Here is a 21,940-nt window from a genome sequence, read left to right as displayed (position 1 = left end):
TCTGCTTGACGTCTATTGAAATGCAGTTTCTGCAAATGAGCGTAGCTTGCGTGAATGTATGGCATGCGCAGGCTGTTCTTTGAGGATTTCCATGGCCCTGATACCGATCTGCAAGTGTTTTGAGACCTGTGTGCGATAGAAGTCGCTGGCCATGCCGGGGAGTTTGAGTTCACCGTGCAGTGGCTTGTCTGACACGCAGAGCAGGGTACCGTAGGGTACGCGGAAGCGGAAGCCATTGGCGGCGATGGTAGCGCTTTCCATATCCAGCGCAATAGCGCGGGATTGGGACAGGCGTTGGGCGATCTCTGTCTGGTCGCGCAGTTCCCAATTGCGATTATCGAATGTAGCGACGGTGCCCGTCCGCATAATACGTTTCCGGTCCTGACCGGAGAGGTTGGTGATTTCCGCGACCGCCTCTTCCAATGCCACTTGCACCTCCGCGAGTGCAGGGATGGGCACAGAGAGCGGCAAGTCCGCGTCCAGCACATGATCTTCGCGCACATAGGCGTGGGCCAACACATAGTCGCCCAGGGCTTGCGAATTGCGCAAACCGGCGCAATGGCCCAGCATGAGCCAGGCGTGGGGGCGCAGAACGGCAATATGGTCGGTGATGGTTTTGGCGTTGGACGGGCCGACACCAATATTGACCATGGTGATGCCGCTGCCATTTTTGGCCTTCAGGTGATAGGTGGGCATTTGCGGCTCACGCGCCGGGGCTACACCCACCGTCTCGCCGCCCAGCCGGGCATTGGTGGTGACCACATTGCCCGGCTCCACAAAGGCATCATAGTCGGGGTGTCCGTCCGCCATCCATTTGTGGGCGGTACGGCAAAACTCTTCGATGTAGAAGCCATAATTGGTGAAGAGCACAAAATTCTGGAAATGTTCGGGCCGGGTGGCGGTGTAGTGGGCCAGGCGGTGCAGCGAATAATCCACCCGTGGCGCGGTGAAGGCTGCCAACGGGTAGGGACCGCCTTCGGGTGGAATGAAGGTGCCGTTGGCGATTTCATCGTCTGTATGGGTCAAATCCGGCACGTCAAAAAGGTCGCGCAGGGGGATATTGAGGGCATTGAAACTGTCGCCGTCCATGGTGTCGGTCGGCTCCAGCGCAAAATGCACCGGGATGGGCGTGTCCGATTCGCCGACTTCAATCTCGCAATTATGGTTGCGCAGCAGCAATTCAAATTGTTCGGTCAGGTAATGGGTGAACAATTCCGGATCGGACAGGGTGGTTTGATAAATGCCGGGGGAATGCAAAAAGCCAAAGGGCAGGTGGGAATCCACCTTTTGAAAGCTGGTGTTGCGCACCCGCGCCAGGGGGTAGGTGGCACGCACATGACCTTCAGGTGCTTGGCCGTTGTTCAAATTGATCACCGCATCGCGCACAAACTTGGTGTTACGGGCATAAATCTCTTTGACATATTCAACGGCCTTTTCTGCCTGATTAAAGCTTTTGAACGGAAGGCTGGGCGGCTGAATAATGTGCATAGGTGCCTCTTTGACTGGAGTTTGTGCTTTAGAATCTAGCACTTAAATTATGCTTTTGCAGCTTTTGAATTTTTTTGATCACAAAAGTGTGACGGTCTTTAATTCGCCAAATCTGATGCCCATATCTGGCTGAGCAATCATACAGCCCATGATTGCAGATTGGCCGCTGCTTTCCAACGCCTCCCCCTTTGCAGCCCTCATGTGTTGGATTGCGGCGGCCACAAACCTCAACCTGTTATTGAGCCCGTTTTTCCGCCTCTGCTTTCGCGTCGCGCAAATCCTTTTGCAGCAGATCAGCCACTTGCCCAATCATTTTGGAGAATAGTGCACTCATGACTTTGGCCATAAAAGTCTTGGGTTGGCCTTTAAATTCCAGCGTCACCTCCGTCCCGCCATCCACCGGCTTAAGCGTGTAGGTGCTGTGATATTCTGTGCCATGGGAAAAGGCATAAAGCTTGATCAGGGATGGCGGCTCGAGCGCGGTGCATTCCATTTCTTCCTCCGCCTCTCGGCCCATCATGATGCGGGTTTCGCGGAAGCGGGTTCCGACGGCTACGGGGCCCTCGGTCAGCATGTTCACGCTGATGACCCCCTCAATAAAATCGGGCAAGTTTTCAATATCGGTGAGCACGGCGAAGGCAATCTCTGGCGGGCAATCAAACTGTTCGGATACGGTGATGGTGGGCATGATTACTCCGGATATTTTTGTGCCATATAGGCGAGGGAAAGGGTGATAATTTCTTCGAGAACTGATTCATCTATGTCGCTTAAGCGTTTGACATAAAGGCAGCTTTTCCCCGTCTTGTGTTTACCTAGATTGTCCAGCAGCGCTTCATATTCGCTAAAGCCGCTCATGATATAGAGCACAAGATTAGCTTTGCGTGGAGCAAAGCCCACCCGCATAAAATTGCCCTCGCGGCCGCCTTCATATTTATAATGATAGGTGCCGCAGCCGATAATGGCGGTGCCCCACATCTGAGCGGTATCGCCCGACAGGCGTTCGATCATTTCTTTGATTTTGAATGCGTCCGCACGTTTTTGATCATCCTCAATCGTGTTGAGGAATGCCTCCACGCTTACGCTTGTCGGCTGCGTCTTGTTCTGTTGGTTTGCCATCCTGCTCCCTCCGTCGTGCAAGTATTTCACGATTTTAAGGTCGATGCCAGCTGTGCCCACCAGCAACTGGCTAGCCTGCACGTGTGGTTTAGCGCGATCAATTCCAAACGATTATTCTGCTATTTCTGTGCACTATCGACTTATGATTTGTGCCGCCACCTGTTTGACCTTGGCAAAAAATGGTGTATTGCAACCGCGCAATATATATTGTTTTGACTTGTGCAGGGCGTTGATCGTCTACCGCCACAAAGGAGCACGCATGCAACTGGCATTTGTGATACCCGCCTATAATGAAGAAAAGCTGATTGGCCGCTGTCTTGAATCCGTGGTGAAACGGGTGAAGGAGTCTGATGTCGACTGTGAGATCATCGTGGTGAACAACGCCTCCAAAGATCGCACCAAAGAAATTGCCGAGAGCTTTGAGGGGGTGACAGTTGTTGACGAATTCGACAAGGGGCTGGTTTATGCCCGCCGTGCCGGCTTCAATGCCTCGACTGCTGAACTGGTCGCCAATATTGATGCGGATACCGAGCTGCCCGAAGGCTGGATCGAGACGGTGATCAACACATTCGAAAAACAGCCGGAGCTGGTGGGGTTGAGCGGGCCCTATATCTATTATGATTTGTCGCTTTGGAACCAGTTTCTGGTGCGCGTGTTCTATGGCATTTCCTATCTTGTTTATTTGCTCAATCGGTTTGTGCTCAAGGTCGGCTCCATGATCCAGGGTGGCAATTTTGTGATCCGCCGCAGCGCCTGGCTGAAGGCGGGAGGCTATGACACCTCGATTTCCTTCTACGGCGAAGATACCGACATTGCCGTGCGCCTTTCAAAGGTTGGCCCGGTGAAATGGACGTTTAAACTGCCTATGCGCACCTCTGGCCGCCGATTGGCGGAAGAGGGGGTTTTCCAAACGGCGGGCCGCTACGTGCTAAATTTCTTCTGGGTGACCTTCCGCGGTAAACCGGCCACCAAATCTTATACGGACATTCGGCCGGAAGATAAAAGTAAGTAAATTCAAATATATATCTTTTTTGTAGTGTGAAGCCGCCTTATTTCAAGGCGGCTTTTTAAATTTTATTGTTTGTTCAGCGCTTGTTCGTTGCCGCTTTATGCCCACATCTTGTGTATGATCCATCATAGGAGACCATGAGATGGTTGATGAAAAGCACAATAAATCCGACGAGCATAAGGGCAGTTGGGAAACCTTTACTGAAGAAATCGAAGTGGCTGGCCACAAGCTGGTGGAAGAAATCACGCGGCTGATTTCTGAAGGCAATGTGCGCAAATTGAGGGTGCGATCCTCCAACGACGATGTGATGATCGAAGTGCCGCTGACCGGCAGCGTGGTTGTCGGCGGTGTCGTGGTGCTCGCCGCGCCTTGGTTAGCGCTTTTGGGCGGTTTGGCCGGTGTTCTGGCCAAGGTGAAAATCGAAGTGGTGCGCGATGTGGACCCGGATGCGAATGATATGTCCCCGGACCCAGAGCCGGCTGACAACGCTGACGCCGACAAGCCGAAAAAGGCGAAGAAGAAAAAGAAGAAGTAGGGTTTGACCTCCAAAGTTTGACTTCGCGCCAGTTCGCTGTGATCTGTTCCTTTTGGCGACGTTTTGCGGCGGACTGGCTTTCTTATGCGCCGAATTTGTTGTACGCGGCCATCGTTCGCTCTTTTGCAGCGCTGAACCCGCACAGGCTGGTTTCTGTCGCCGACATCCCCGAGTCTTTTCATTGCGGCCACCGGTCGCTTTTTGTAACGCTCGCGCCGCGCGGCTGGCTCCCGTCCCCGGCACCCCCGGAGTCTTTTTTGCCGCCACCGCTCGCTGCGCTCCCGTCCCCGGCACCCCGCCGATTGGTGCCTCGCACTCATGTCTTTCGCGATATCGGACTCAATCTCCGCCGTCACCCCAAGACTTGATCTTGGGGTCCATTTCACGTTTCGGATATCTTCTGGACTAATGTTTGGTTGAGAGTTGAACTACAGTAAGTTTTATCGTTGCAATGTTTCGGCTAGGCAACCGTTGAACGGCGGGAGATATTTCCAGCAGCTATTTATTGCTCTCAACCTCATCGGTATCATTTCCATTTTCACTCATTTGCACAGAGATGGTTGTTTCTCCTCGTAGCATCTTTAGTGTAGCTAACCTTATCTCGAAGTTGAGATTTTCCTCATCATTCCATCCTCTCGGATAGTAATTAGGATCCAAGAGATCGGTAATGTCTAGATTGCGCATCTTTACTGCATTAGCAATCGACTGAAGTAGTTTCACAAATGTTTTATCCACATCGCTCTGATTGAACGGCTCTGTGTGTAGTATTTTCATATACTTTCGCCAAATTTCTAAAACACGTCTGTTGTTATAGAATTCTATTTCAACCAAATTTAGTGCATTAACGTGCGTAGGTGATATTTTTGCCGTTCGAGTTCGCATCAAATCTCTAAATACTTCAATTTGCCGTTTGCGATTGTCTCTGACCTCATCAAGCCACCTCGAAATGACCACCGCTGCGATTGGACCGACGATTATGGCAATTGTGGTTATTATTTGCTCTGGCGTCATATTCTGCTTAGTTCCTAAGGTTCAATCCGAAAGCATCTTCAGACTTTTTGTTTCCTGTTTGTTCGATGCCTAACAAAAAGCCCGGACATTTCTGCCCGGGCTTCGTTTGTTCTTAGCTACAACCTGTCGTGGACCCACAAGTATCACACTTCAAGCAGGTCCCATTTCGCACCAGGGTGAAGTTGGCGCATTCGGGGCAGGCTTCGCCTTCATAGCCTTTCATGCGCGCCTGGGCACGTTGGGTGCTGGTGTCGGCTTTGGGGGCTGGGGCGGCCTCTTCAACCTTGCCCAATTCTTGCTCCACTTCCTTTTTGAGGGCCGAGGTGGCCTTCATCATGGTGGCGGCGCTTGATTGCATGGCCTGCACCTTGTTGGTGGTGGTAGCCGTCTCGGTGGTGGAGACCAGCATCAAGGTTTTGTCCTTCACGCGGCCACGGGTGAGGCCTTTGGAGACAAACTGGTCAGCGGCCACGCCTTCACCATCGTCGCTGGCGGTCACTCCACCGCTGCTGCCACCATTATCAGGGGTGACATGGGCCAGATCGGTGCGATCCAGATAGGAGATGGCCAATTCGCGGAACACATAATCCAGAATGGATGTGGCGCTCTTGATCGAGTCGTTGCCCTGCACAAAGCCGGCTGGTTCGAACTTGGTGAAGACGAATGTCTCCACATATTCTTCCAGCGGCACGCCATATTGCAGGCCGAGCGACACGGAAATGGCGAAGTTGTTGATCAGCGCGCGCAGGGTGGAGCCTTCCCGGTTCATATCCAGGAAGATTTCGCCCAAGCGACCATCTTCATATTCGCCGGTGCGCAGGAACAGGGTGTGCCCGCCCACTTTTGCCTTTTGGGTATAGCCCTTGCGGCGGGTGGGGAGTTTTTCCTGTTCGCGGACCCGCTCAACCACACGCTCTACAACACGTTCGGCCACTTTTTCAGCAATGGCGGTGGTGCGTTCAACGGGTGATTTGGCGATCAGCTCTTCAGTGGCGTCCAGACCATCTTCATCCTCTTCCTCATCGGCCAGCAATTGGGCGTTCAAAGGCTGGCTGAGCTTGGAGCCGTCGCGATAAAGCGCATTGGCTTTCAAGGCCAGCTTCCAGGAGAGCATGTAGCTTTCCTTACACTCTTCCACCGTGGCGGAATTTGGCATGTTGATGGTTTTGGAAATGGCGCCGGAAATGAAGGGCTGTGCCGCGGCCATCATGCGGATATGGCTTTCCACGCTCAAATAGCGCTTGCCGATCCGGCCACAGGGGTTGGCACAATCGAACACATTATAGTGCTCTTCTTTCAGGTGCGGTGCACCTTCAAGGGTCATGGCGCCACACACATGGATGTTGGCATCGTCGATTTCTTTTTTCGAGAAACCAAGCGCGGCGAGCATATCAAAATTCATGTCATTGAGCTGCTCGTCGGTCAGGCCAAGCTCGTTTTTACAGAACTCTTCGCCCAAGCTCCATTTGTTGAAGGCGAACTTGATGTCGAACGCGCTGCCAAGGCCGGCATTGATGGCGTCGATTTTTTCGTCCGTAAAGCCTTTGGCCTTCAAAGTGGTCGGGTTGACGCCCGGGGCCTGGTTCAAATTGCCATGGCCCACGGCATAAACTTCGATCTCGCCGATCTGGTCTTCAGAATAGCCCAAGGTGCGCAAGGCTTCGGGCACAGCGCGGTTGATGATTTTGAAGTAACCGCCACCAGCAAGCTTTTTGAACTTCACCAAAGCAAAGTCTGGCTCAATGCCGGTTGTGTCACAATCCATCACCAGGCCGATAGTGCCGGTTGGCGCAATCACAGAAACCTGTGCGTTGCGGTAGCCGTGCTTTTCACCCAACTTGAGGGCATTGTCCCATGCCTTTTTGGCATGTTCCACCAAGCGCTCGTCCGGGCAGTTGCCATGATCAAGGGGCACAGGGTTGATGGACAGTTTTTCATAGCCATCAGCCTTGCCATAGGCGGCGTTGCGGTGGTTACGGATCACGCGCAGCATATGTTTGGCATTCGGCTTGTAGCTGGGGAAGGGGCCCAGTTCTTTGGCGATTTCGGCCGAGGTGGCATAAGACACACCGGTCAGGATCGCGGTGATGGCACCGCCAATGGCGCGACCCTCGTCTGAGTCATAGCCGATACCAGAGGTCATCAACAGGCCGCCAATATTGGCATAACCCAGACCCAAGGTGCGGAATTCGTAAGAGCGCTCCGCAATGGCTTTAGATGGGAATTGCGCCATCATCACAGAGATTTCGAGCACTATGGTCCACAAGCGCACAGAATGTTCGAACGCATCGATCATGAACTGGCCGTCTTTGGCGCGGAACTGAAGTAGGTTCAGGGACGCCAGGTTACAGGCCGTATCGTCCAGGAACATATATTCTGAACACGGGTTCGACGCGCGAATGTCGCCAGAGGCTGGGCAGGTGTGCCAGTCATTAATGGTGGTGTGGTACTGAATGCCGGGATCGGCACAGGCCCAGGCGGCATAGCCCACACTGTCCCACAAATCGCGGGCTTTCAGGGTTTTGGTTGGCTTTTTGGTGATGCGGCCAACAAGATCCCAATCTCTATCTTCCTCAACAGCGTTCAAGAAATCATCTGTCACGCGGATCGAGTTGTTGGAGTTTTGGCCAGCAACGGTCAAATAAGCTTCGGAATCCCAGTCTGTGTCATAAACAGGGAATTCAAGATCAGTGTAGCCCTGTTCAGCGAACTGAATGACGCGCTGAATGTAGTTTTCAGGCACCAGCGCTTTTTTCGCGGCGCGCACTTCGCGCTTGAGGGCCGGGTTTTTCTGCACATCAAAGCAATCATTGCCACCACCTTCGCAATTGACGCAGGCGCGCATGATGGCCTTCATGTGTTTGGACACAGTTTTGGACCCGGTGACGAGGGCGGCAACCTTTTGCTCCTCTTTCACCTTCCAATTGATATATTCTTCAATATCCGGGTGATCGATATCGACCACAACCATTTTCGCCGCGCGGCGCGTGGTGCCGCCAGATTTGATGGCGCCAGCAGCGCGGTCACCAATTTTCAGGAAAGACATCAGGCCGGAAGAACGGCCACCGCCGGACAGACCTTCGCCAGAACCGCGCAAGGATGAAAAGTTTGAGCCGGTCCCGGAGCCATATTTAAACAAGCGCGCTTCGCGCACCCAAAGGTCCATAATGCCGTTGTCATTCACCAGATCGTCTTCAACAGACTGGATGAAGCAAGCATGGGGCTGGGGATGCTCGTAAGCGGAGTTGGAGCGCACCAGCTTGCCGGTGAACGGATCAACATAATGGTGGCCCTGGCCAGGACCATCAATGCCATAGGCCCAATGCAGGCCAGTGTTGAACCATTGCGGGGAGTTGGGGGCACATTTTTGGGTGGCGAGCATGTAGCAAAGCTCGTCAAAGAAGGCGCGGGCGTCTTCTTCATCATCGAAGTAGCCGCCTTTCCAGCCCCAATAGGTCCACGTGCCGGCCAAGCGGTCAAACACCTGACGGCTGTCAATTTCTGAGCCAAAACGCTCTTCTTCGGGCAGCTTTTCAAGTGCTTTTTCATCAGGTACTGAGCGCCACAGCCAAGATGGTACGCTGTTTTCTTCCACCTTTTTCAGGACTTTGGCGACGCCAGCCTTGCGGAAATATTTTTGCGCAATAATATCGGCCGCCACCTGCGACCAGGCCGCGGGAACATCAATATTTTCGAGCCGGAAAACGATCGAGCCGTCCGGGTTTTTAATTTCGCTTGTGGCCTTGCGAAATTCGATGCCTGCATAGGCAGATTGGCCTTTTTTGGTGTAGTGCCGCTTAATGCGCATTCCAGTAGTTCCCCAAAATTATGGACACCTATAAATGTCCGAATAAACCAATATGGTTTTCAGTTTCTGTTTTGTCGCTTCCTGTTGGGTGTGAGAAACGAACCGCTCTCACGAGGCTTATTTCGCCTTTTCTATCCGCCGTCCGCCTGACTTTCTTGCCAGTTTGAAGCCGGGCATTGGATGCAAATGTCTCTCTATATATAGGGCCAACCTGCTGCCTTTTATGGCCCAGCCGCGACCGCAAAGGGGCGGGGGGCATTCCCGAAGGACAGTCACCTCCTCTGGCGCCGCGCAATGTTTGGTTTGCGCAACAGGGGGTGGTTGATTGGTCATCATACGGATACTCAATTTGCATTTATGAACCTACATTTTTCCAAAATTTGTTCAAGGCAAAAATTTTCACTTTTTACCACCAGTAGTAGTCCTTGGCCGAAATATGGCCCATATCTGGTATATATTATGTGAACAATGGGGATAAGTTGTGGCAGACCCGATTCGGGCTTGGCGCCACAGATTCGGCAAAATTTGCCCACATAGTTTGGCTGCCAAACCAATGCAATAAGCGCCTCTATCTCATGAAAAAATCAGCAAAACTCCGCTTATAATGAATGAAGGGTGAAGGATCGGGCACGCGAAATTGCTTGCGGAATGACCCGGTTGGGGTGCTTCCCAACTTTTTTACCAAGGCTGTCAAGCGCATAATTTTTTGAATGTTTTGCGTATTTTTTTTGGATTTTTTCATGTCATTCCAGTTCGACCAGAAGCCGTTTCAAACCCAAGAACCCAACATCGTTGTCATAGAGCCCGCAAGGCACATGCAAATCCTTTATCGATCAATGCTTAGCGCCACCGGCGTGCGCGGGTTGCGTGTTTTTGCCAGCGCGGAGCGGGCCGCCGAATCGATATTGTCACAGCCCCCAGATATTGTGTTGGTGGATTGGAGCGAAAAGAATTCAGGAGGCGAGCATTTTTTGAGCCAGTTTCGCGACAAGCGGCTCTATCCCGTTTGTTTGACTCCCATCATTGTGATGATGAGTGTGGTGCACAAGCGTCGGTTCAACAAGGCGATTCGATTGGGCGCACATGCGGTTTTGGCCAAGCCGATCTCCAGCGCCAAACTGTTTGATTATATATGCTGGGTGCTCGCCGCCGACTTTCCCATGGAACTGGAGGGCCGTCGTTATGTGGTGCCGAAATTGCTGCAACGCGTGGATGCTGGATTGAACAGCAGCACCAAATTTGCGACCGAATCCATGGCCGAGGCACAACATATGGAGCAGATCAATTCGATACAATCGGATGTCGACCGTATTCTCAACTCTGCATTTTATTGAGGCATGGGCGCGCGATTGGGCCGGAAATGGACGACGTAGCGAAGAATGGCCGCTTTTATGTCGATTTTTTGGCCCAAAAGCGCATTGGACCCTAGGCTTGCCCCCTTTAAGGTGCTAAATGCTGGTCGAGAATTTCACAGATTGTGGCGATTGGAACTGAGATGAAACAGTTTTTGGCGGAATTGTTTATTTGGTGGCACGGGCAAACACTCGGCACGCGGCTTTACACAGCTATGCACGGCCAGTTTGTTGGTGAAGACGAGGCGGGCAACCGTTATTTCAAGTCCAAGAAAGGCGATCGTCGCTGGGTGCTTTATAATGGACCAGCGGAAGCCTCACGCATTCCTGTGGGCTGGCATGGTTGGATGCACCACCGAACCGAAATTACGCCGATGGATAAAAAATATGATGCCCGGTCTTGGGAGTTGCCACACAAGCCGAATATGACTGGCACAGCCGCAGCCTATCGGCCTAAAGGCAGCATGCTCAATACAGAGAGCCGCCCTGAAGTGACGGGCGATTATGACGCCTGGTCTCCTGAATAAGCCATATTTTAGGTTTATTTGGTCAATCCATGATGCGGCACACCCTGATTCTATTGATGATATTGCTGTCAGGCGCCTTTGGTGTCGGAGCGGCCCATGCCGAACCCGTTGCCAATCCGGTGGTGGCGCTGGCCGGGCTGGATAAGGTAACCGGTCGAATCATCACATTTGATGTCTATATCGATGAGACGGTGCAATTTGGGGCGCTGCAGATTACACCGCGGGCCTGTTATTCCCGTCCGCCGAATGAAACCCAGCGCACATCCGTTTTTCTGGAAGTCGACCAGGTGTCCTTAAAACAATCCGTTACGCGCATATTTACTGGCTGGATGTTTGCTGATAGCCCGGCGCTGAATGCTGTCGACCATTCGGTCTATGATATTTGGCTGGTCGACTGCAAACAAAGCTCGGATGTGCCGCCACCCAGCGAGCGGTAGTTAGCGTCTCTTATCTTGGCGTTGCCGGCATTTAATGCGGCGCTACCGGTCACCTTGTTCCGGTCTCCGGCACGCCTGAGTCTTTTTTGCCGCCACCGGACACTGCATGTCCGTCCCCGGCACCCCCGCCGGTTGGTGAAATGCATAGAACTCTGGTTTTCCTGCACTATTGTTTTCCGCGCCATTGGCCACATTCCCTGCCGTCACCCCAAGACTTGATCTTGGGGTCCATTTCACCTGTCGCCTTGCTGAAGTAGCGGTGTATTTACCTTGGCAACTCCTACAAGCTGACAACTCAAATGGATTGCAAGATCAAGTCTTGCAATGACGGGGGAGGTGGTTGGTGCTTTGCCAAAACATTTTTGGCATTGTTACGCGCCGCCACTGGTCGCTTCGCTCACATTTTTCTGTCCTCACGCCGGAGGCTGGCTTGCACTCCGGCATCTTTACATACCGCCGTCGCTCACTTTGTTCGCTACCCCGGCATCCCCGGCCATTATTCTTGCCGCCACCGGACACTGCGTGTCCGTCCCCGGCACCCCCGCCTATGGGTGCCTTACCTTTATGCTGTGCAAGGCGTCACGACAGCCTCTCACGTCATTACCGGACTTGATCCGGTAATCCATGTAGCGGCAGTATTGGGTGCCGCAGCACGCATGTCGTGCACTCGCGCTCGCGCTGCCTGGACCCCGGATCAAGTCCGGGGTGACGCTAGGGTGTGGCGGTATGTTGTGCCCGATAGCTTGCTTGGGACGTTCGGCCTTATTTGGGGGCAATTTGCCAGGGTGGACTTCCATGTCCGCCCGTGGCCCCCGCCATTGTTACGCGCCGTTGTTGCTCACGAAGTTAGTTACCTCGGCACCTTCGGCTCTTTTTTTGCACCGCCGTCGCTCTCTAAGTTTGCTAACCCCGGCATTTGGGTGCCCCACTTTTGGTTTGAGCAGGGCTTCTCCACGACCACTCACGTCATTAGCGGACTTGATCCGGTAATCTATGTAGCGGTGGCATTGGTGCCGCAGCGCGCATGCCGTGCCCATGCGCCTACTTTGGTTGGACCCCGGATCAAATCCGGGGTAACGATGGTGGTGGAGTGGCACACGGCTAATCTGCGCGCTGCTAGAATTGGGCGCGGGTTTTTAGCGCTTTAGCTAGACGTGCATGATATTGGGTGCGGGTGATTTCGATGGCGCCCAACGTTTCGAGATGTGGAGTGGTGAATTGAGTATCGAGCAAAACAAAGCCCTTGGCGTTCAAATGATTGACCAGCTCGACTAAGGCGATTTTTGAGCCGTTGGTGGCGCGGTGGAACATGCTTTCGCCAAAAAAGGCGCCGCCCAAGGCCAGGCCATAAAGGCCGCCGATGATCTCGTTGTCGCGCCATATTTCCACTGTATGGCAAAAGCCGCGGTCAAACAGTTCGCGATATAGGCTTTTGATTTCAGGGTTGATCCATGTTTCCTCGCGCCCGCGCATCGGGGCGGCGCACTGGGAGATGACCAGATCAAAATCGTGATCGAAGCGCACTTCATAGTCTTTTTTCTTCAAGACCTTGCGCAAGGATTTTGAAATGTGGAGTCCGTCAAGCGGGATTATGCCGCGATATTCGGGATCGACCCAAAACAGATCGGGACTGTCCGCACTTTCAGCCATGGGAAAAATACCATGGGCATAGGCCCCCAGAATCATGTCGGGCGTTAGGGTGACGGCATAGGGATCAGAATCGTCATGCATCATAATCAAAAGAAAGGGCCCCTAAGGGCCCTGACCTAAACTCGCTTATTTTTTCATGCCGAGATATTTTTCGAGCCAGTGAATATCATAGTTGCCTGTGATCACCGCCTCTTCCTCAATCAAACGCCGGAAAAGGGGCAGGGTGGTTTTGACCCCATCCACGACAAATTCGCCCAAGGCCCGCCGCAAGCGCTGTAGGCACTCTTCCCGCGTGCGGCCATGCACGATGAGCTTGCCAATCAGGCTGTCATAGTAGGGCGGGATCTTGTAGCCCTGATAAACACCCGAATCGACGCGCACGCCAACACCACCTGCAGGGTGGTAGAAGGAAATGCGGCCCGGTGAAGGGGCAAAGGTTTCAGGGTCTTCAGCGTTGATCCGCACCTCGATGGCGTGGCCCCAGAAGGTGACGTCTTCTTGCTTAACAGAAATGGGCTGGCCCGCGGCAATTTGGATCTGTTCATAAACCAAATCCATATTGGTGATCCGCTCAGTGACCGGATGCTCCACTTGCAAGCGGGTGTTCATCTCAATGAAGTAGAATTCGCCATCTTCGTAGAGAAACTCAATTGTACCTGCACCAGAATATTTCATCTTGGCAATCGCATCAGCGACAACGCCACCAATTTCGGCACGTTGCTCTGGTGTAACGGCAGGTGAGGTGGCCTCTTCCCAAACCTTTTGGTGACGACGCTGCAAAGAGCAATCGCGGTCGCCCAAATGGATCGCGCCGCCCTTACCGTCGCCAAGCACCTGAATTTCGATGTGGCGGGGTTTTGCGAGATATTTCTCGATATACACTGCATCATCGCCAAAGGCGGCCTTGGCTTCAGATCGGGCCGTGGACAACGCATTGCCGATATCCGCTTCTGAGTTCGCCACTTTCATGCCGCGGCCACCGCCGCCAGAGGCGGCCTTGATGATGACGGGATAGCCGATTTCAGCGGCGATTTTGCGCGCTTCCACATCACTTGTTACGCCGCCTTCAGACCCTGGCACCACAGGGATACCCAGTTCTTTGGCGGTTTTTTTGGCCTGGATCTTGTCGCCCATAATTTCGATATGGTGGGCAGATGGGCCGATAAAGGTGATGTTGTGCTCTTCCAGGATACGGGCAAAGCGCGCATTCTCAGATAAAAAGCCATATCCGGGATGCACGGCTTCGGCGCCAGTGATTTCACATGCCGCCAAAATGGACGGGATGTTCAAATAGGAATGGGTGGCAGATGCCGGGCCGATACAAACGCTTTCATCGGCCAGGCGTACATGCATGGCGTCAGCATCAGCTGTGGAGTGTACCGCCACAGTTGAGATGCCGAGCTCTTTACACGCCCGCAAAATGCGCAGGGCGATTTCGCCTCGGTTTGCTATGAGAACTTTTTTAAACATGGGCATCCCGAATTACTCGATCACCACAAGAGGTTCACCATATTCGACCGGCTGGGCGTCTTCGACCAAGATTTTGGTGACAGTGCCCGCCTTGTGGGCCGGAATCTGGTTCATTGTTTTCATCGCTTCAATGATCAAGATGGTCTGGCCTTCGGTCACTTTCGTCCCAACTTCCACATAGTTGGCGGCGCCGGGCTCTGGGGCCATATAGGCTGTGCCGACCATCGGCGATGTCAATGTGCCAGGGTTTGAGCCAATATCGTCAGCGGCAGGCGCATCTGCAGCGGCCGGTGCCGGTGTGGCAGCGGCAGGTGCGGCGGCAGGCGCAGGTGCTGCAGGTGCCGGATATGGCGCACTTGGCATGTGAACCACCTCTTGAGCGTGGCTGCGGGTCACACGAACACGGAAATCATCATGCTCGAGTTCGACTTCAACCAAGTTCTGTTCGTTCAGCAATTCTGCAATCATACGGATCAGATCGCGATCAACTTGTGAACCTTTACTCATTTAAGGGGCTCTCCAATTTTGTTATTCTGGTAGGTGTGATGTTAAAGCACCGAGGGCCAAAATGTAACCCGCCGGGCCAAAACCGCAAATAGTGCCCAGGGCAACCGGGGACACGTATGAATGGTGACGGAAATCTTCCCGCGCATAAATATTTGACAAATGCACTTCCACCACCGGCAGATTTACAGCGCGGATCGCATCGTGAATGGCGACAGAGGTGTGGGTGTAAGCAGCAGGATTAATGATGATCCCATCGGCGCTTTCGCCTGCGCGTTGGATCAGATCAACCAGTTCGCCTTCATGATTTGATTGGGCAAATTCCAGCTCAACACCCAAGCGCGCACATTCCTCACGGCAGTTCTTTTCGATGTCAGCCAAAGTGACATACCCGTAAATACTGCCTTCACGTGTACCCAACAAATTGAGATTGGGGCCGTTTAGAATGTGAATTTTTTTTGTCATATTTGCGGGCTTTACCTTTTTATTTCCCGTGCAGGAACTTGCACTATATGAAAAGAAATGAAAAGGCAAAGATTACTCGCGGTTTTACACTGTTCGGGTTTGATATTGTTGCGTTTTTGTCTCGTTGGCCTGCAATTTCCGATAAAATGGCTTATCAGGACAAGAAAATGGCGCCATGTGGCGCCATCAAAAACCAATTTTTAAGGGCAGGTGGTCTCGCCGCATTCGCGCAGATTGTCCACACGGCGCTTTAGCCCTTCATAGCTTTCGGCACCGCGCACCACTTCATTGCCGATAATATAGTTCGGGGTAGAATTGATGCCCAATGCGTCCGCCAATTGATAGGTGCGACCGATCGCTTGGGTGATGGATTGATCCTGCATTGCCAATTCAAGCTCAACTGGGTTCATGCCCATTTCAGTGGCCACTTCTAGTGCACGGGCCTTATCCACTTGTCCGCGGGACTGGAACAGCTTGGTGTGAAACTCAAGATAGTCGACGCCTTCTGTGCGGTTCACGATGGTGGAAATGCGCGCAGCGTCTGCAGAGCCTTGGCTCAAAATAGGGAATTCACGCAGGATAAAGCGGACATTTTTATCCGTTTCCAACAATTGCATCATGTTGCCGACCGCTTGACGACAATAGCCGCAATTATAGTCAAAAAACTCGACCACAGTGACGTCGCCGTTCGGGTTACCGAGCACCACCTGATCCGGGTCATTGTAGACCCGGTCGCCCAGCGCCTTCAATGTTTCGCGCGTCTGTGCGATTTCGGCTTCTTGCGCTTGGGTTTGCAAGGCTACTGACATGCGTTCCAGCAATTGAGGATTGGCCAACAGATAGTCTTCGACGGCCATGCCAAAGCGGCCTTTGGCCGCGGAGGCTTTGGGAGTGTCGGCCAATAGATTTTCAATCTTTTCTTCCACAATTTGCTCGATCAAGGCGCTTAGTTCGTCTTTTGACATGTCGCCAACAGATTGGGCCTGAGCAGGCACCAGCATGGATAGGGCCAATGCCGCGGCGGCGAGGGGTCGGATCAAAGTGTTTATAAAACGCATAAAAGGGTCCGTCTTTCGAATAAAGTTCTTGTTAGCTTAGTGCCAAAATGTCATCAGCCCGCAACCAGGCAGGGCTGCCCTCGGGTAGGTTTTGTTTGGCTTTTTTTGCAAGGCCGCGGGCAAGACTGATGTCGCGGCGTAAAAAAGCGGCTTCCGCAGCGGCCAAATCGGCTTCGCCAGTGCGCCCCGCCCGGCCATAAGCACGGGAAAGAAGCGAGTAGGCGCGGGCCGATTGGCTATTCATGTTGGTCGCGCGTGAAAGCTGAATGATTGCTTCGTTCAAATCTTGTGCTCTGCCCGTGTCGCTGAGGGCGGCGCCGTAAATCAAACGATATTCAATTTCATCAGGGGCCAATTGCACCGCTTTGGCCAAAGGCTTAAGCGCGGCGACAGGCTGGCCGGTTTCAAACAGCATTTGGCCCAGTAGTTCCTGCAAATTGGGATTGCGCGGGTTGCTGGCCGCAAGTTGCGCCATCTGCTTGACGGCTGCCGGACCAGCGCCCGCTCGATAGCCAGCAATGGCACGGGCATAGCGGGCGGGTAGGGACTTGTCGCTGTTCGGATAGCGGTTCATCACCGTTTGCACCCGCTCTAGATATCCGGTCAGTTTCGCTTTCACCATGTCGAGGCGCTGAACTTCAGCGGCGGAGTCGCGCTTATTGCGGAAGGGGCTGCCGACAGCACGGTTCTGAGTTTGGTTCAAACGGTCTTCCGCGAGCGGGTGCGTGCGTAAATATCCAGACGCAGCGGCCCGGCTGGATTGATTGCGCTGCAATCGATTGAGGACCTCTAGGAGGCCAGTGGCGCTTTGACCTGTGCGTTCAAGATAAGTCAGTGCTGCCGCGTCCGCAGCGCTCTCCTCGGATTGGCGATAGGCCATAAAATTGTTCTGCGCCGCGGCGCTTGAGCCCATGATGAAAGCAGACACCATTTTGCCCAACTCGCCGGAACGATCTTCGCCGGAGGCGGCCGCGAGCACGCCAATACCCAACATCATGGAAATGGCTTGCATGCGCCCTGCCACTTCAGCCTGCTCACGCAAACGACGGAGATGCCCGCCCGCCAAATGACCGATTTCGTGGGCCAAAACCGCCTTGAGTTCGTTCGGTGTGGCCGAGTCCAGAATGGTGCCGTAATTGATAAAAATATCGCCACTTTCAATCACGAACGCGTTGAAGCGTCTATCATTAACAATATTGACCGTTACATTGCGCGGGTTGACACCAGCGGCCTTGAGGAGGGGACGGGCAAAATCCTCAATCATATTTTGAGTTTCCGCATCCGTAATCAGCCGAATTTGCTGTGCCCACGCCTGTAGGGGCACAAGGGCCAATGCAAGGGCAAACAGAGCCGGGAATAGCCGAGATCGCATTGTGATGTTTAACCCTTTACTGGAACCATGAATCACTGACATTGTTGAGCCGAATATATAGGCATTCGCGGGCAAAAGCACGTCTGATGCCTCTCACAAAAACGCGAACAGTTGGACAATTTGATGACGAAGATGGCGCAGCTTCCCCATTTGCAACCCTTTTTTGCCATGGAACTGTTGGCCATGGCCAAATCGCTGGAAGCTGAAGGTCGCGATATCTGTCATTTGGAAGTGGGGGAGCCCGGGGCGACGCCAGCGCCTGAAGTGATTGCAGCGGTTCAGCAAAGTGCGCAGACGGATCCGCAACGCTACACGCCAGCCAAAGGCGAACTGAATTTGCGCACGGCCTTGGCATCTTATTATCAGGATCGGCACAAGGTGACGGTGAACCCGGATAATATCTTGGTCACCAATGGCTCAAGTGCTGGGTTTGTGCTGGCCTTTTTGACGGGGTTCGAAAAAGGCAGCAAAATTGCGGTGACCCGCCCTGGCTATCCCGCCTATCTCAACATCATCTCAAGTTTAGGCTTTGAGCCTGTAGAAATAGAAGTATTCGCTGAGAATGGATGGCGGTTGGATGCTGACGACATTCGGGCGGCCTTTAAAAGTCAGCCGTTTGATGGCTTGCTGCTGGCATCACCTGCCAATCCAACTGGGGCGATGGTGGAACGTGACGAGCTGGCAGATATTCTCAAAGCTTGCGATGATCTGGGCATCCGGTTCATTTCGGACGAGATTTATCACGGCTTGAGCCATGGATTGCCAGAAACCAGTGCGTTGGAGCTGAACGATAAGGCGCTGATCATCAATAGCTTTTCCAAATATTACTGTATGACCGGTTGGCGATTGGGCTGGCTGGTATTGCCCGATGAGCTGGTGCGGCAAACTGAGATGCTGGCCCAAAACATGTTTATTTCTGCACCGAGCTTGTCACAAGTGGCGGGGCAGGTGGCGCTTGGGTGCCGCAATTATTATGACGCGCAAAAGGCAGACTATGTGCGCAATGGCATGGTGTTGACCGAAGCGTTGAAGGAGATGGGCTTTAAAGACGCCCGCATGTCTGATGGCGCATTTTATGCCTATGTGGGCATTGATGGATTGGCCGAAGACAGTGTGGCGTTCTGCAAGTCGATGTTGCAAGAGGCCGGTGTGGCGGCCACACCGGGCGTGGATTTTGATCGCGTTAAGGGCCACAAATTTGTGCGGTTCTCCTATGCGGGCGATCACGAGATGTTGGTACAGGCAATCGAAAAAATGGCCGGCTTTTTGAGCCGACCATTAGCAATTTGATTTTTAGTTGAAAGCGACGGCTTAAAAGAAGCCGCGTTGCCACCAGCCTTTTTTGGCTTTTTCTTTCGATTGGCTTTCATCGCCTTGATCTTCTTTTACCGTTGTTGAAGTGACGATGATCCCGTCTTCTTGCGGTTCAGCCTTTTTCGGCTTTTCCTTTGGCGGCTGTTGCGGCTCTTCACGGACTTCTGGTGCTTTTACCGCCTGATCCTGCTGCGGTTTTTCATCATCTTTTTTCACACGCTTGCGTGGGGCGCGCCTTCTCTTGGGCTTTTCCTCTGCGTCTGCGTCGGTCGGCGCTTCAGGCTTAGCTTCGCTTTTGTTTTCAGCAGCTGGCTCGGCCTTCGCGTCGCTCTCCTCAGCTTTTTTGCGGCGGGTACGGCGTTTCGGCTTTGGAGCAGCTTTGGCGTCTTCATCGTCCAATGACTCTGCTTTGCTTTCCACCTTGGCGTCCGCCAGAGCCGCTTCCTTCGAGACTTCAGCATCCAAATCATTCGGGTTTTTGACGCGGGTGCTGCTCTCTTCTACCGCTTCAATCGCTTCCTGATCGAAATTGGCTGGAGCTTCCAGCTTTTCAGCGTTGGCTGGCTGTTGATCAGTTTTCTCATCAGCCTTTTGCTGCTGATCAGCATTTTCGCTATCGGCCCGCTGTTCACCAGATTGGTTGGCATTGTTATCATTGTCTTGGTTGCGACGATTGCGACGCCCGCCCCGACGACCGCGGCGGCGGCGTTTTTTGGGCTGGCCATCATTGTCGTCATCATCGGACTTGTGGTCCTGATCGCCGGCTTTACTCTCCTGAGCATTGGCTTCGGCCTTGTCAGAATTGTCCTGATCATCAGATTGATTTTGGTTGTTCTCGTCGCGGTCACGACCTTTACCCCGGCGGCGCTTACGGCGACGAGAGGGCTTTTCCTCTTTATCTTCTTTTGGCTCGTCTTCATCGTCTTGCGGCAGATCGATTACAGGTGCCGAATCCACCTGCACATGATTGGTGAGGCGTGGCTCGCCATTGTCGTAGGGATCACCCTTTTCAATGGTGAACTGGTCGCCATGCATATGCGGCTCGGCCGTGATGGAAATCGCCAGATTGTAGCGCTGCTCAAGCACCGACAGAGCGGGGCGTTTGGCATTCAAAATGTAGAGCGCTACTTCAGAAGCAACTTTCACATTGATGGCCTGACCGGGGCGGCGCATCACCTGATCTTCAATGGCGCGCATCACCATCAGCGCGAGGCTTTCTACGGAGCGTACAAGGCCGGTGCCATTACAGGTTGGGCAGGCATTGGTGGAGCTTTCCAGCACACCAAAGCGGATACGCTGACGTGACATCTCCAGCAAACCGAAATGTGAAATACGACCAACCTGAATGCGAGCGCGGTCATTTTTCAAGCTGTCTTTCAGCTTGCGCTCCACATTGCGGATGTTGCGTTTTTCCTCCATATCGATGAAATCGATCACCACCAAACCGGCCATGTCGCGCAGGCGCAACTGACGTGCCAGTTCTGCTGCAGCTTCCATGTTGGTTTGCAGGGCGGTATCTTCGATATTGTGTTCTTTAGTGGCTTTACCCGAGTTCACGTCCACGGAAACCAAGGCTTCGGTGGGGTTAATCACCAAATAGCCGCCGGAGGGCAGGTTGACCTTGGGCGAGAACATGGAATCGAGCTGTTCTTCCACATTGAATTTGGAGAAGATGGGCTGATCATCCTTGAAGGGCTGCACATTTTTGGCATGCGACGGCATGATCATGCGCATGAAATCCTTGGCTTCGCGATAAGCCGAATCGCCAGAGACCAGCACTTCAGTAATTTCTTTATTATAAAGATCGCGGATCGATCGCTTAATCAAACTGCCTTCTTCATAAACAAGGCAAGGAGCGGTCGATTCCAACGTCAGGCTGCGCACATTTTCCCAAAGCCGCAACAAATATTCAAAGTCGCGCTTGATTTCGGCTTTGGTGCGGCTGGCACCAGCGGTGCGCAGAATAACACCCATGCCTTTTTGCACGTCCAGTTCACCAGCGATCTGTTTCAACCGTTTACGGTCGGCCGCATTGGTGATTTTGCGGGAAATGCCACCACCGCGCGCTGTGTTGGGCATTAAAACCGAATAGCGACCTGCAAGAGACAGATAGGTGGTCAGCGCTGCGCCTTTATTGCCGCGCTCTTCCTTGACCACTTGCACCAAAAGCACCTGCCGGCGTTTGATCACTTCTTGGATTTTATATGTGCGCGGCTTTTTGCGTTTCCGTTCCGGCACCTCTTCCAGCGCATCTTCTGTGCCGACTTCGTCGAACTGGGCGCTTTCGCCATGATCATCGTCGTCTTCACCATTTGAATTGGTGTCGCCGTCGTCTGCTTTCTCGTCATCATTTTCGGCAGATTTTGACTTTGCTGTCGAAGGCTGTTCGACTTCAGACAGATCCTCGCGAACCTCTTCCTCTTCTTCGGCCAAAAGGGCTTCGCGATCCGCCAAGGGGATCTGATAATAGTCCGGATGGATTTCAGAAAAGGCCAGGAACCCGTGGCGGTTGCCACCATAATCGACAAAGGCGGCCTGCAATGAGGGCTCAACTCGCGTGACTTTGGCGAGGTAGATATTGCCTCTTAATTGCCGGCGTGTGGCCGATTCAAAATCAAATTCTTCTAAACGGTTCCCGCTAGTGACGACTACTCGTGTTTCTTCCGGGTGGATTGCATCCACCAGCATTCTTCTCGTTGGCATATAGTAAAGCTCCACGCACTCGCAGGGCTGGCGCTAGGGGGCGCGATTGATCTGTCATTGACAGACCGAGCCGTTGCGTTGCGAAAATGTAAGATGGTCTTGCGGATTTTTGCTCACGCAA

General features: G+C 53.1%; 18 protein-coding genes. 6 read left to right on the top strand and 12 right to left on the bottom strand.

Features of this window, described 5'->3' with window-relative positions; translation table 11 throughout:
- Positions 1-12: 12 nt before the first annotated feature.
- From L1I42_RS15290 to L1I42_RS15280, 3 genes are all read right to left on the bottom strand, one after another.
- Entirely contained in the window at positions 13-1,488 is a 1,476-nt protein-coding gene (locus L1I42_RS15290) for an AMP nucleosidase (RefSeq protein WP_236115607.1), read from the bottom strand.
- 235 nt (positions 1,489-1,723) lie between these two features.
- A complete protein-coding gene (locus tag L1I42_RS15285) occupies positions 1,724-2,176 on the bottom strand; it encodes an SRPBCC family protein (RefSeq protein WP_236115606.1) in 453 nt (150 codons plus the stop codon).
- Positions 2,177-2,178: 2 nt separating this feature from the next.
- On the bottom strand, positions 2,179-2,604 hold the full coding sequence (locus L1I42_RS15280) for a DUF1801 domain-containing protein (protein WP_236115605.1): 426 nt from the start codon (positions 2,602-2,604) through the stop codon (positions 2,179-2,181).
- A gap of 259 nt (positions 2,605-2,863) precedes the next feature.
- Between L1I42_RS15280 and L1I42_RS15275 the strand changes: the two genes are divergently transcribed.
- Entirely contained in the window at positions 2,864-3,616 is a 753-nt protein-coding gene (locus L1I42_RS15275; RefSeq protein ID WP_236115604.1) for a glycosyltransferase family 2 protein, read from the top strand.
- A 139-nt stretch (positions 3,617-3,755) separates the two neighbouring features.
- Complete coding sequence (locus L1I42_RS15270) at positions 3,756-4,148, top strand: DUF4342 domain-containing protein (RefSeq protein WP_236115603.1); 393 nt, start codon at positions 3,756-3,758, stop codon at positions 4,146-4,148.
- A gap of 498 nt (positions 4,149-4,646) precedes the next feature.
- Here the strand turns inward: L1I42_RS15270 and L1I42_RS15265 are convergent, their stop codons facing one another.
- Together L1I42_RS15265 and L1I42_RS15260 are read right to left on the bottom strand one after the other, a co-directional pair.
- Entirely contained in the window at positions 4,647-5,159 is a 513-nt protein-coding gene (locus L1I42_RS15265; RefSeq protein ID WP_236115602.1) for a DUF6680 family protein, read from the bottom strand.
- Positions 5,160-5,271: 112 nt separating this feature from the next.
- Positions 5,272-8,967: a vitamin B12-dependent ribonucleotide reductase gene (locus L1I42_RS15260; protein WP_236115601.1), complete on the bottom strand. Its 3,696-nt coding sequence runs from the start codon at positions 8,965-8,967 to the stop codon at positions 5,272-5,274.
- A 740-nt stretch (positions 8,968-9,707) separates the two neighbouring features.
- On the opposite strand from L1I42_RS15260, the gene L1I42_RS15255 reads away from it, so the two are divergent.
- From L1I42_RS15255 to L1I42_RS15245, 3 genes are all read left to right on the top strand, one after another.
- Positions 9,708-10,301 carry a response regulator gene (locus tag L1I42_RS15255; protein ID WP_236115600.1) on the top strand — a complete coding sequence of 198 codons (594 nt, stop codon included), beginning with the start codon at positions 9,708-9,710 and terminating at the stop codon, positions 10,299-10,301.
- A 161-nt stretch (positions 10,302-10,462) separates the two neighbouring features.
- Complete coding sequence (locus L1I42_RS15250; RefSeq protein ID WP_236115599.1) at positions 10,463-10,846, top strand: NADH:ubiquinone oxidoreductase subunit NDUFA12; 384 nt, start codon at positions 10,463-10,465, stop codon at positions 10,844-10,846.
- Positions 10,847-10,875: 29 nt separating this feature from the next.
- Positions 10,876-11,283 (top strand): DUF2155 domain-containing protein, encoded by a 408-nt coding sequence (locus L1I42_RS15245; protein ID WP_369413107.1) that lies wholly within the window; start codon positions 10,876-10,878, stop codon positions 11,281-11,283.
- Positions 11,284-12,399: 1,116 nt separating this feature from the next.
- On the opposite strand, the gene aat is transcribed toward L1I42_RS15245, so the two are convergent.
- The 6 genes from aat to L1I42_RS15215 all read right to left on the bottom strand — a co-directional run bounded on the left by aat (position 12,400) and on the right by L1I42_RS15215 (position 17,802).
- Positions 12,400-13,017 carry a leucyl/phenylalanyl-tRNA--protein transferase gene (aat, locus tag L1I42_RS15240; RefSeq protein WP_236115598.1) on the bottom strand — a complete coding sequence of 206 codons (618 nt, stop codon included), beginning with the start codon at positions 13,015-13,017 and terminating at the stop codon, positions 12,400-12,402.
- Positions 13,018-13,059: 42 nt separating this feature from the next.
- Positions 13,060-14,403, bottom strand: a complete 1,344-nt coding sequence (accC, locus tag L1I42_RS15235) for an acetyl-CoA carboxylase biotin carboxylase subunit (protein WP_236115597.1) — start codon at positions 14,401-14,403, stop codon at positions 13,060-13,062.
- A gap of 12 nt (positions 14,404-14,415) precedes the next feature.
- Entirely contained in the window at positions 14,416-14,910 is a 495-nt protein-coding gene (gene accB / locus L1I42_RS15230) for an acetyl-CoA carboxylase biotin carboxyl carrier protein (RefSeq protein ID WP_236115596.1), read from the bottom strand.
- A 21-nt stretch (positions 14,911-14,931) separates the two neighbouring features.
- Positions 14,932-15,372: a type II 3-dehydroquinate dehydratase gene (aroQ, locus tag L1I42_RS15225; protein WP_236115595.1), complete on the bottom strand. Its 441-nt coding sequence runs from the start codon at positions 15,370-15,372 to the stop codon at positions 14,932-14,934.
- A 200-nt stretch (positions 15,373-15,572) separates the two neighbouring features.
- A complete protein-coding gene (locus tag L1I42_RS15220; protein ID WP_236115594.1) occupies positions 15,573-16,430 on the bottom strand; it encodes a DsbA family protein in 858 nt (285 codons plus the stop codon).
- A gap of 31 nt (positions 16,431-16,461) precedes the next feature.
- Positions 16,462-17,802 carry a M48 family metalloprotease gene (locus L1I42_RS15215; protein ID WP_236115593.1) on the bottom strand — a complete coding sequence of 447 codons (1,341 nt, stop codon included), beginning with the start codon at positions 17,800-17,802 and terminating at the stop codon, positions 16,462-16,464.
- A 123-nt stretch (positions 17,803-17,925) separates the two neighbouring features.
- Here L1I42_RS15215 and L1I42_RS15210 point away from each other — a divergent pair, with 123 nt between their 5' ends.
- Positions 17,926-19,092, top strand: a complete 1,167-nt coding sequence (locus L1I42_RS15210) for a pyridoxal phosphate-dependent aminotransferase (RefSeq protein WP_236115591.1) — start codon at positions 17,926-17,928, stop codon at positions 19,090-19,092.
- Between the two features lie 21 nt (positions 19,093-19,113).
- Here L1I42_RS15210 and L1I42_RS15205 read toward each other — a convergent pair whose 3' ends face one another.
- Complete coding sequence (locus L1I42_RS15205; protein WP_236115589.1) at positions 19,114-21,819, bottom strand: Rne/Rng family ribonuclease; 2,706 nt, start codon at positions 21,817-21,819, stop codon at positions 19,114-19,116.
- Positions 21,820-21,940 lie beyond the last annotated feature (121 nt).

The organism is Maritalea mediterranea, from assembly GCF_021568695.1.
In the GTDB taxonomy this organism is placed as follows: domain Bacteria; phylum Pseudomonadota; class Alphaproteobacteria; order Rhizobiales; family Devosiaceae; genus Maritalea; species Maritalea mediterranea.
Note: the sequence above shows the minus strand (reverse complement) of the source record. Positions and strands in the feature narration are given on the sequence as shown.

What these genes read in the sequence shown, in the direction of transcription:
- L1I42_RS15290 (WP_236115607.1), bottom strand. Translation starts at nt 1,488, where the DNA reads ATGCACATTATTCAGCCGCCCAGCCTTCCGTTCAAAAGCTTTAATCAG.
- L1I42_RS15285 (WP_236115606.1), bottom strand. Translation starts at nt 2,176, where the DNA reads ATGCCCACCATCACCGTATCCGAACAGTTTGATTGCCCGCCAGAGATT.
- L1I42_RS15280 (WP_236115605.1), bottom strand. Translation starts at nt 2,604, where the DNA reads ATGGCAAACCAACAGAACAAGACGCAGCCGACAAGCGTAAGCGTGGAG.
- L1I42_RS15275 (WP_236115604.1), top strand. Translation starts at nt 2,864, where the DNA reads ATGCAACTGGCATTTGTGATACCCGCCTATAATGAAGAAAAGCTGATT.
- L1I42_RS15270 (WP_236115603.1), top strand. Translation starts at nt 3,756, where the DNA reads ATGGTTGATGAAAAGCACAATAAATCCGACGAGCATAAGGGCAGTTGG.
- L1I42_RS15265 (WP_236115602.1), bottom strand. Translation starts at nt 5,159, where the DNA reads ATGACGCCAGAGCAAATAATAACCACAATTGCCATAATCGTCGGTCCA.
- L1I42_RS15260 (WP_236115601.1), bottom strand. Translation starts at nt 8,967, where the DNA reads ATGCGCATTAAGCGGCACTACACCAAAAAAGGCCAATCTGCCTATGCA.
- L1I42_RS15255 (WP_236115600.1), top strand. Translation starts at nt 9,708, where the DNA reads ATGTCATTCCAGTTCGACCAGAAGCCGTTTCAAACCCAAGAACCCAAC.
- L1I42_RS15250 (WP_236115599.1), top strand. Translation starts at nt 10,463, where the DNA reads ATGAAACAGTTTTTGGCGGAATTGTTTATTTGGTGGCACGGGCAAACA.
- L1I42_RS15245 (WP_369413107.1), top strand. Translation starts at nt 10,876, where the DNA reads ATGATGCGGCACACCCTGATTCTATTGATGATATTGCTGTCAGGCGCC.
- aat (WP_236115598.1), bottom strand. Translation starts at nt 13,017, where the DNA reads ATGATGCATGACGATTCTGATCCCTATGCCGTCACCCTAACGCCCGAC.
- accC (WP_236115597.1), bottom strand. Translation starts at nt 14,403, where the DNA reads ATGTTTAAAAAAGTTCTCATAGCAAACCGAGGCGAAATCGCCCTGCGC.
- accB (WP_236115596.1), bottom strand. Translation starts at nt 14,910, where the DNA reads ATGAGTAAAGGTTCACAAGTTGATCGCGATCTGATCCGTATGATTGCA.
- aroQ (WP_236115595.1), bottom strand. Translation starts at nt 15,372, where the DNA reads ATGACAAAAAAAATTCACATTCTAAACGGCCCCAATCTCAATTTGTTG.
- L1I42_RS15220 (WP_236115594.1), bottom strand. Translation starts at nt 16,430, where the DNA reads ATGCGTTTTATAAACACTTTGATCCGACCCCTCGCCGCCGCGGCATTG.
- L1I42_RS15215 (WP_236115593.1), bottom strand. Translation starts at nt 17,802, where the DNA reads ATGCGATCTCGGCTATTCCCGGCTCTGTTTGCCCTTGCATTGGCCCTT.
- L1I42_RS15210 (WP_236115591.1), top strand. Translation starts at nt 17,926, where the DNA reads ATGACGAAGATGGCGCAGCTTCCCCATTTGCAACCCTTTTTTGCCATG.
- L1I42_RS15205 (WP_236115589.1), bottom strand. Translation starts at nt 21,819, where the DNA reads ATGCCAACGAGAAGAATGCTGGTGGATGCAATCCACCCGGAAGAAACA.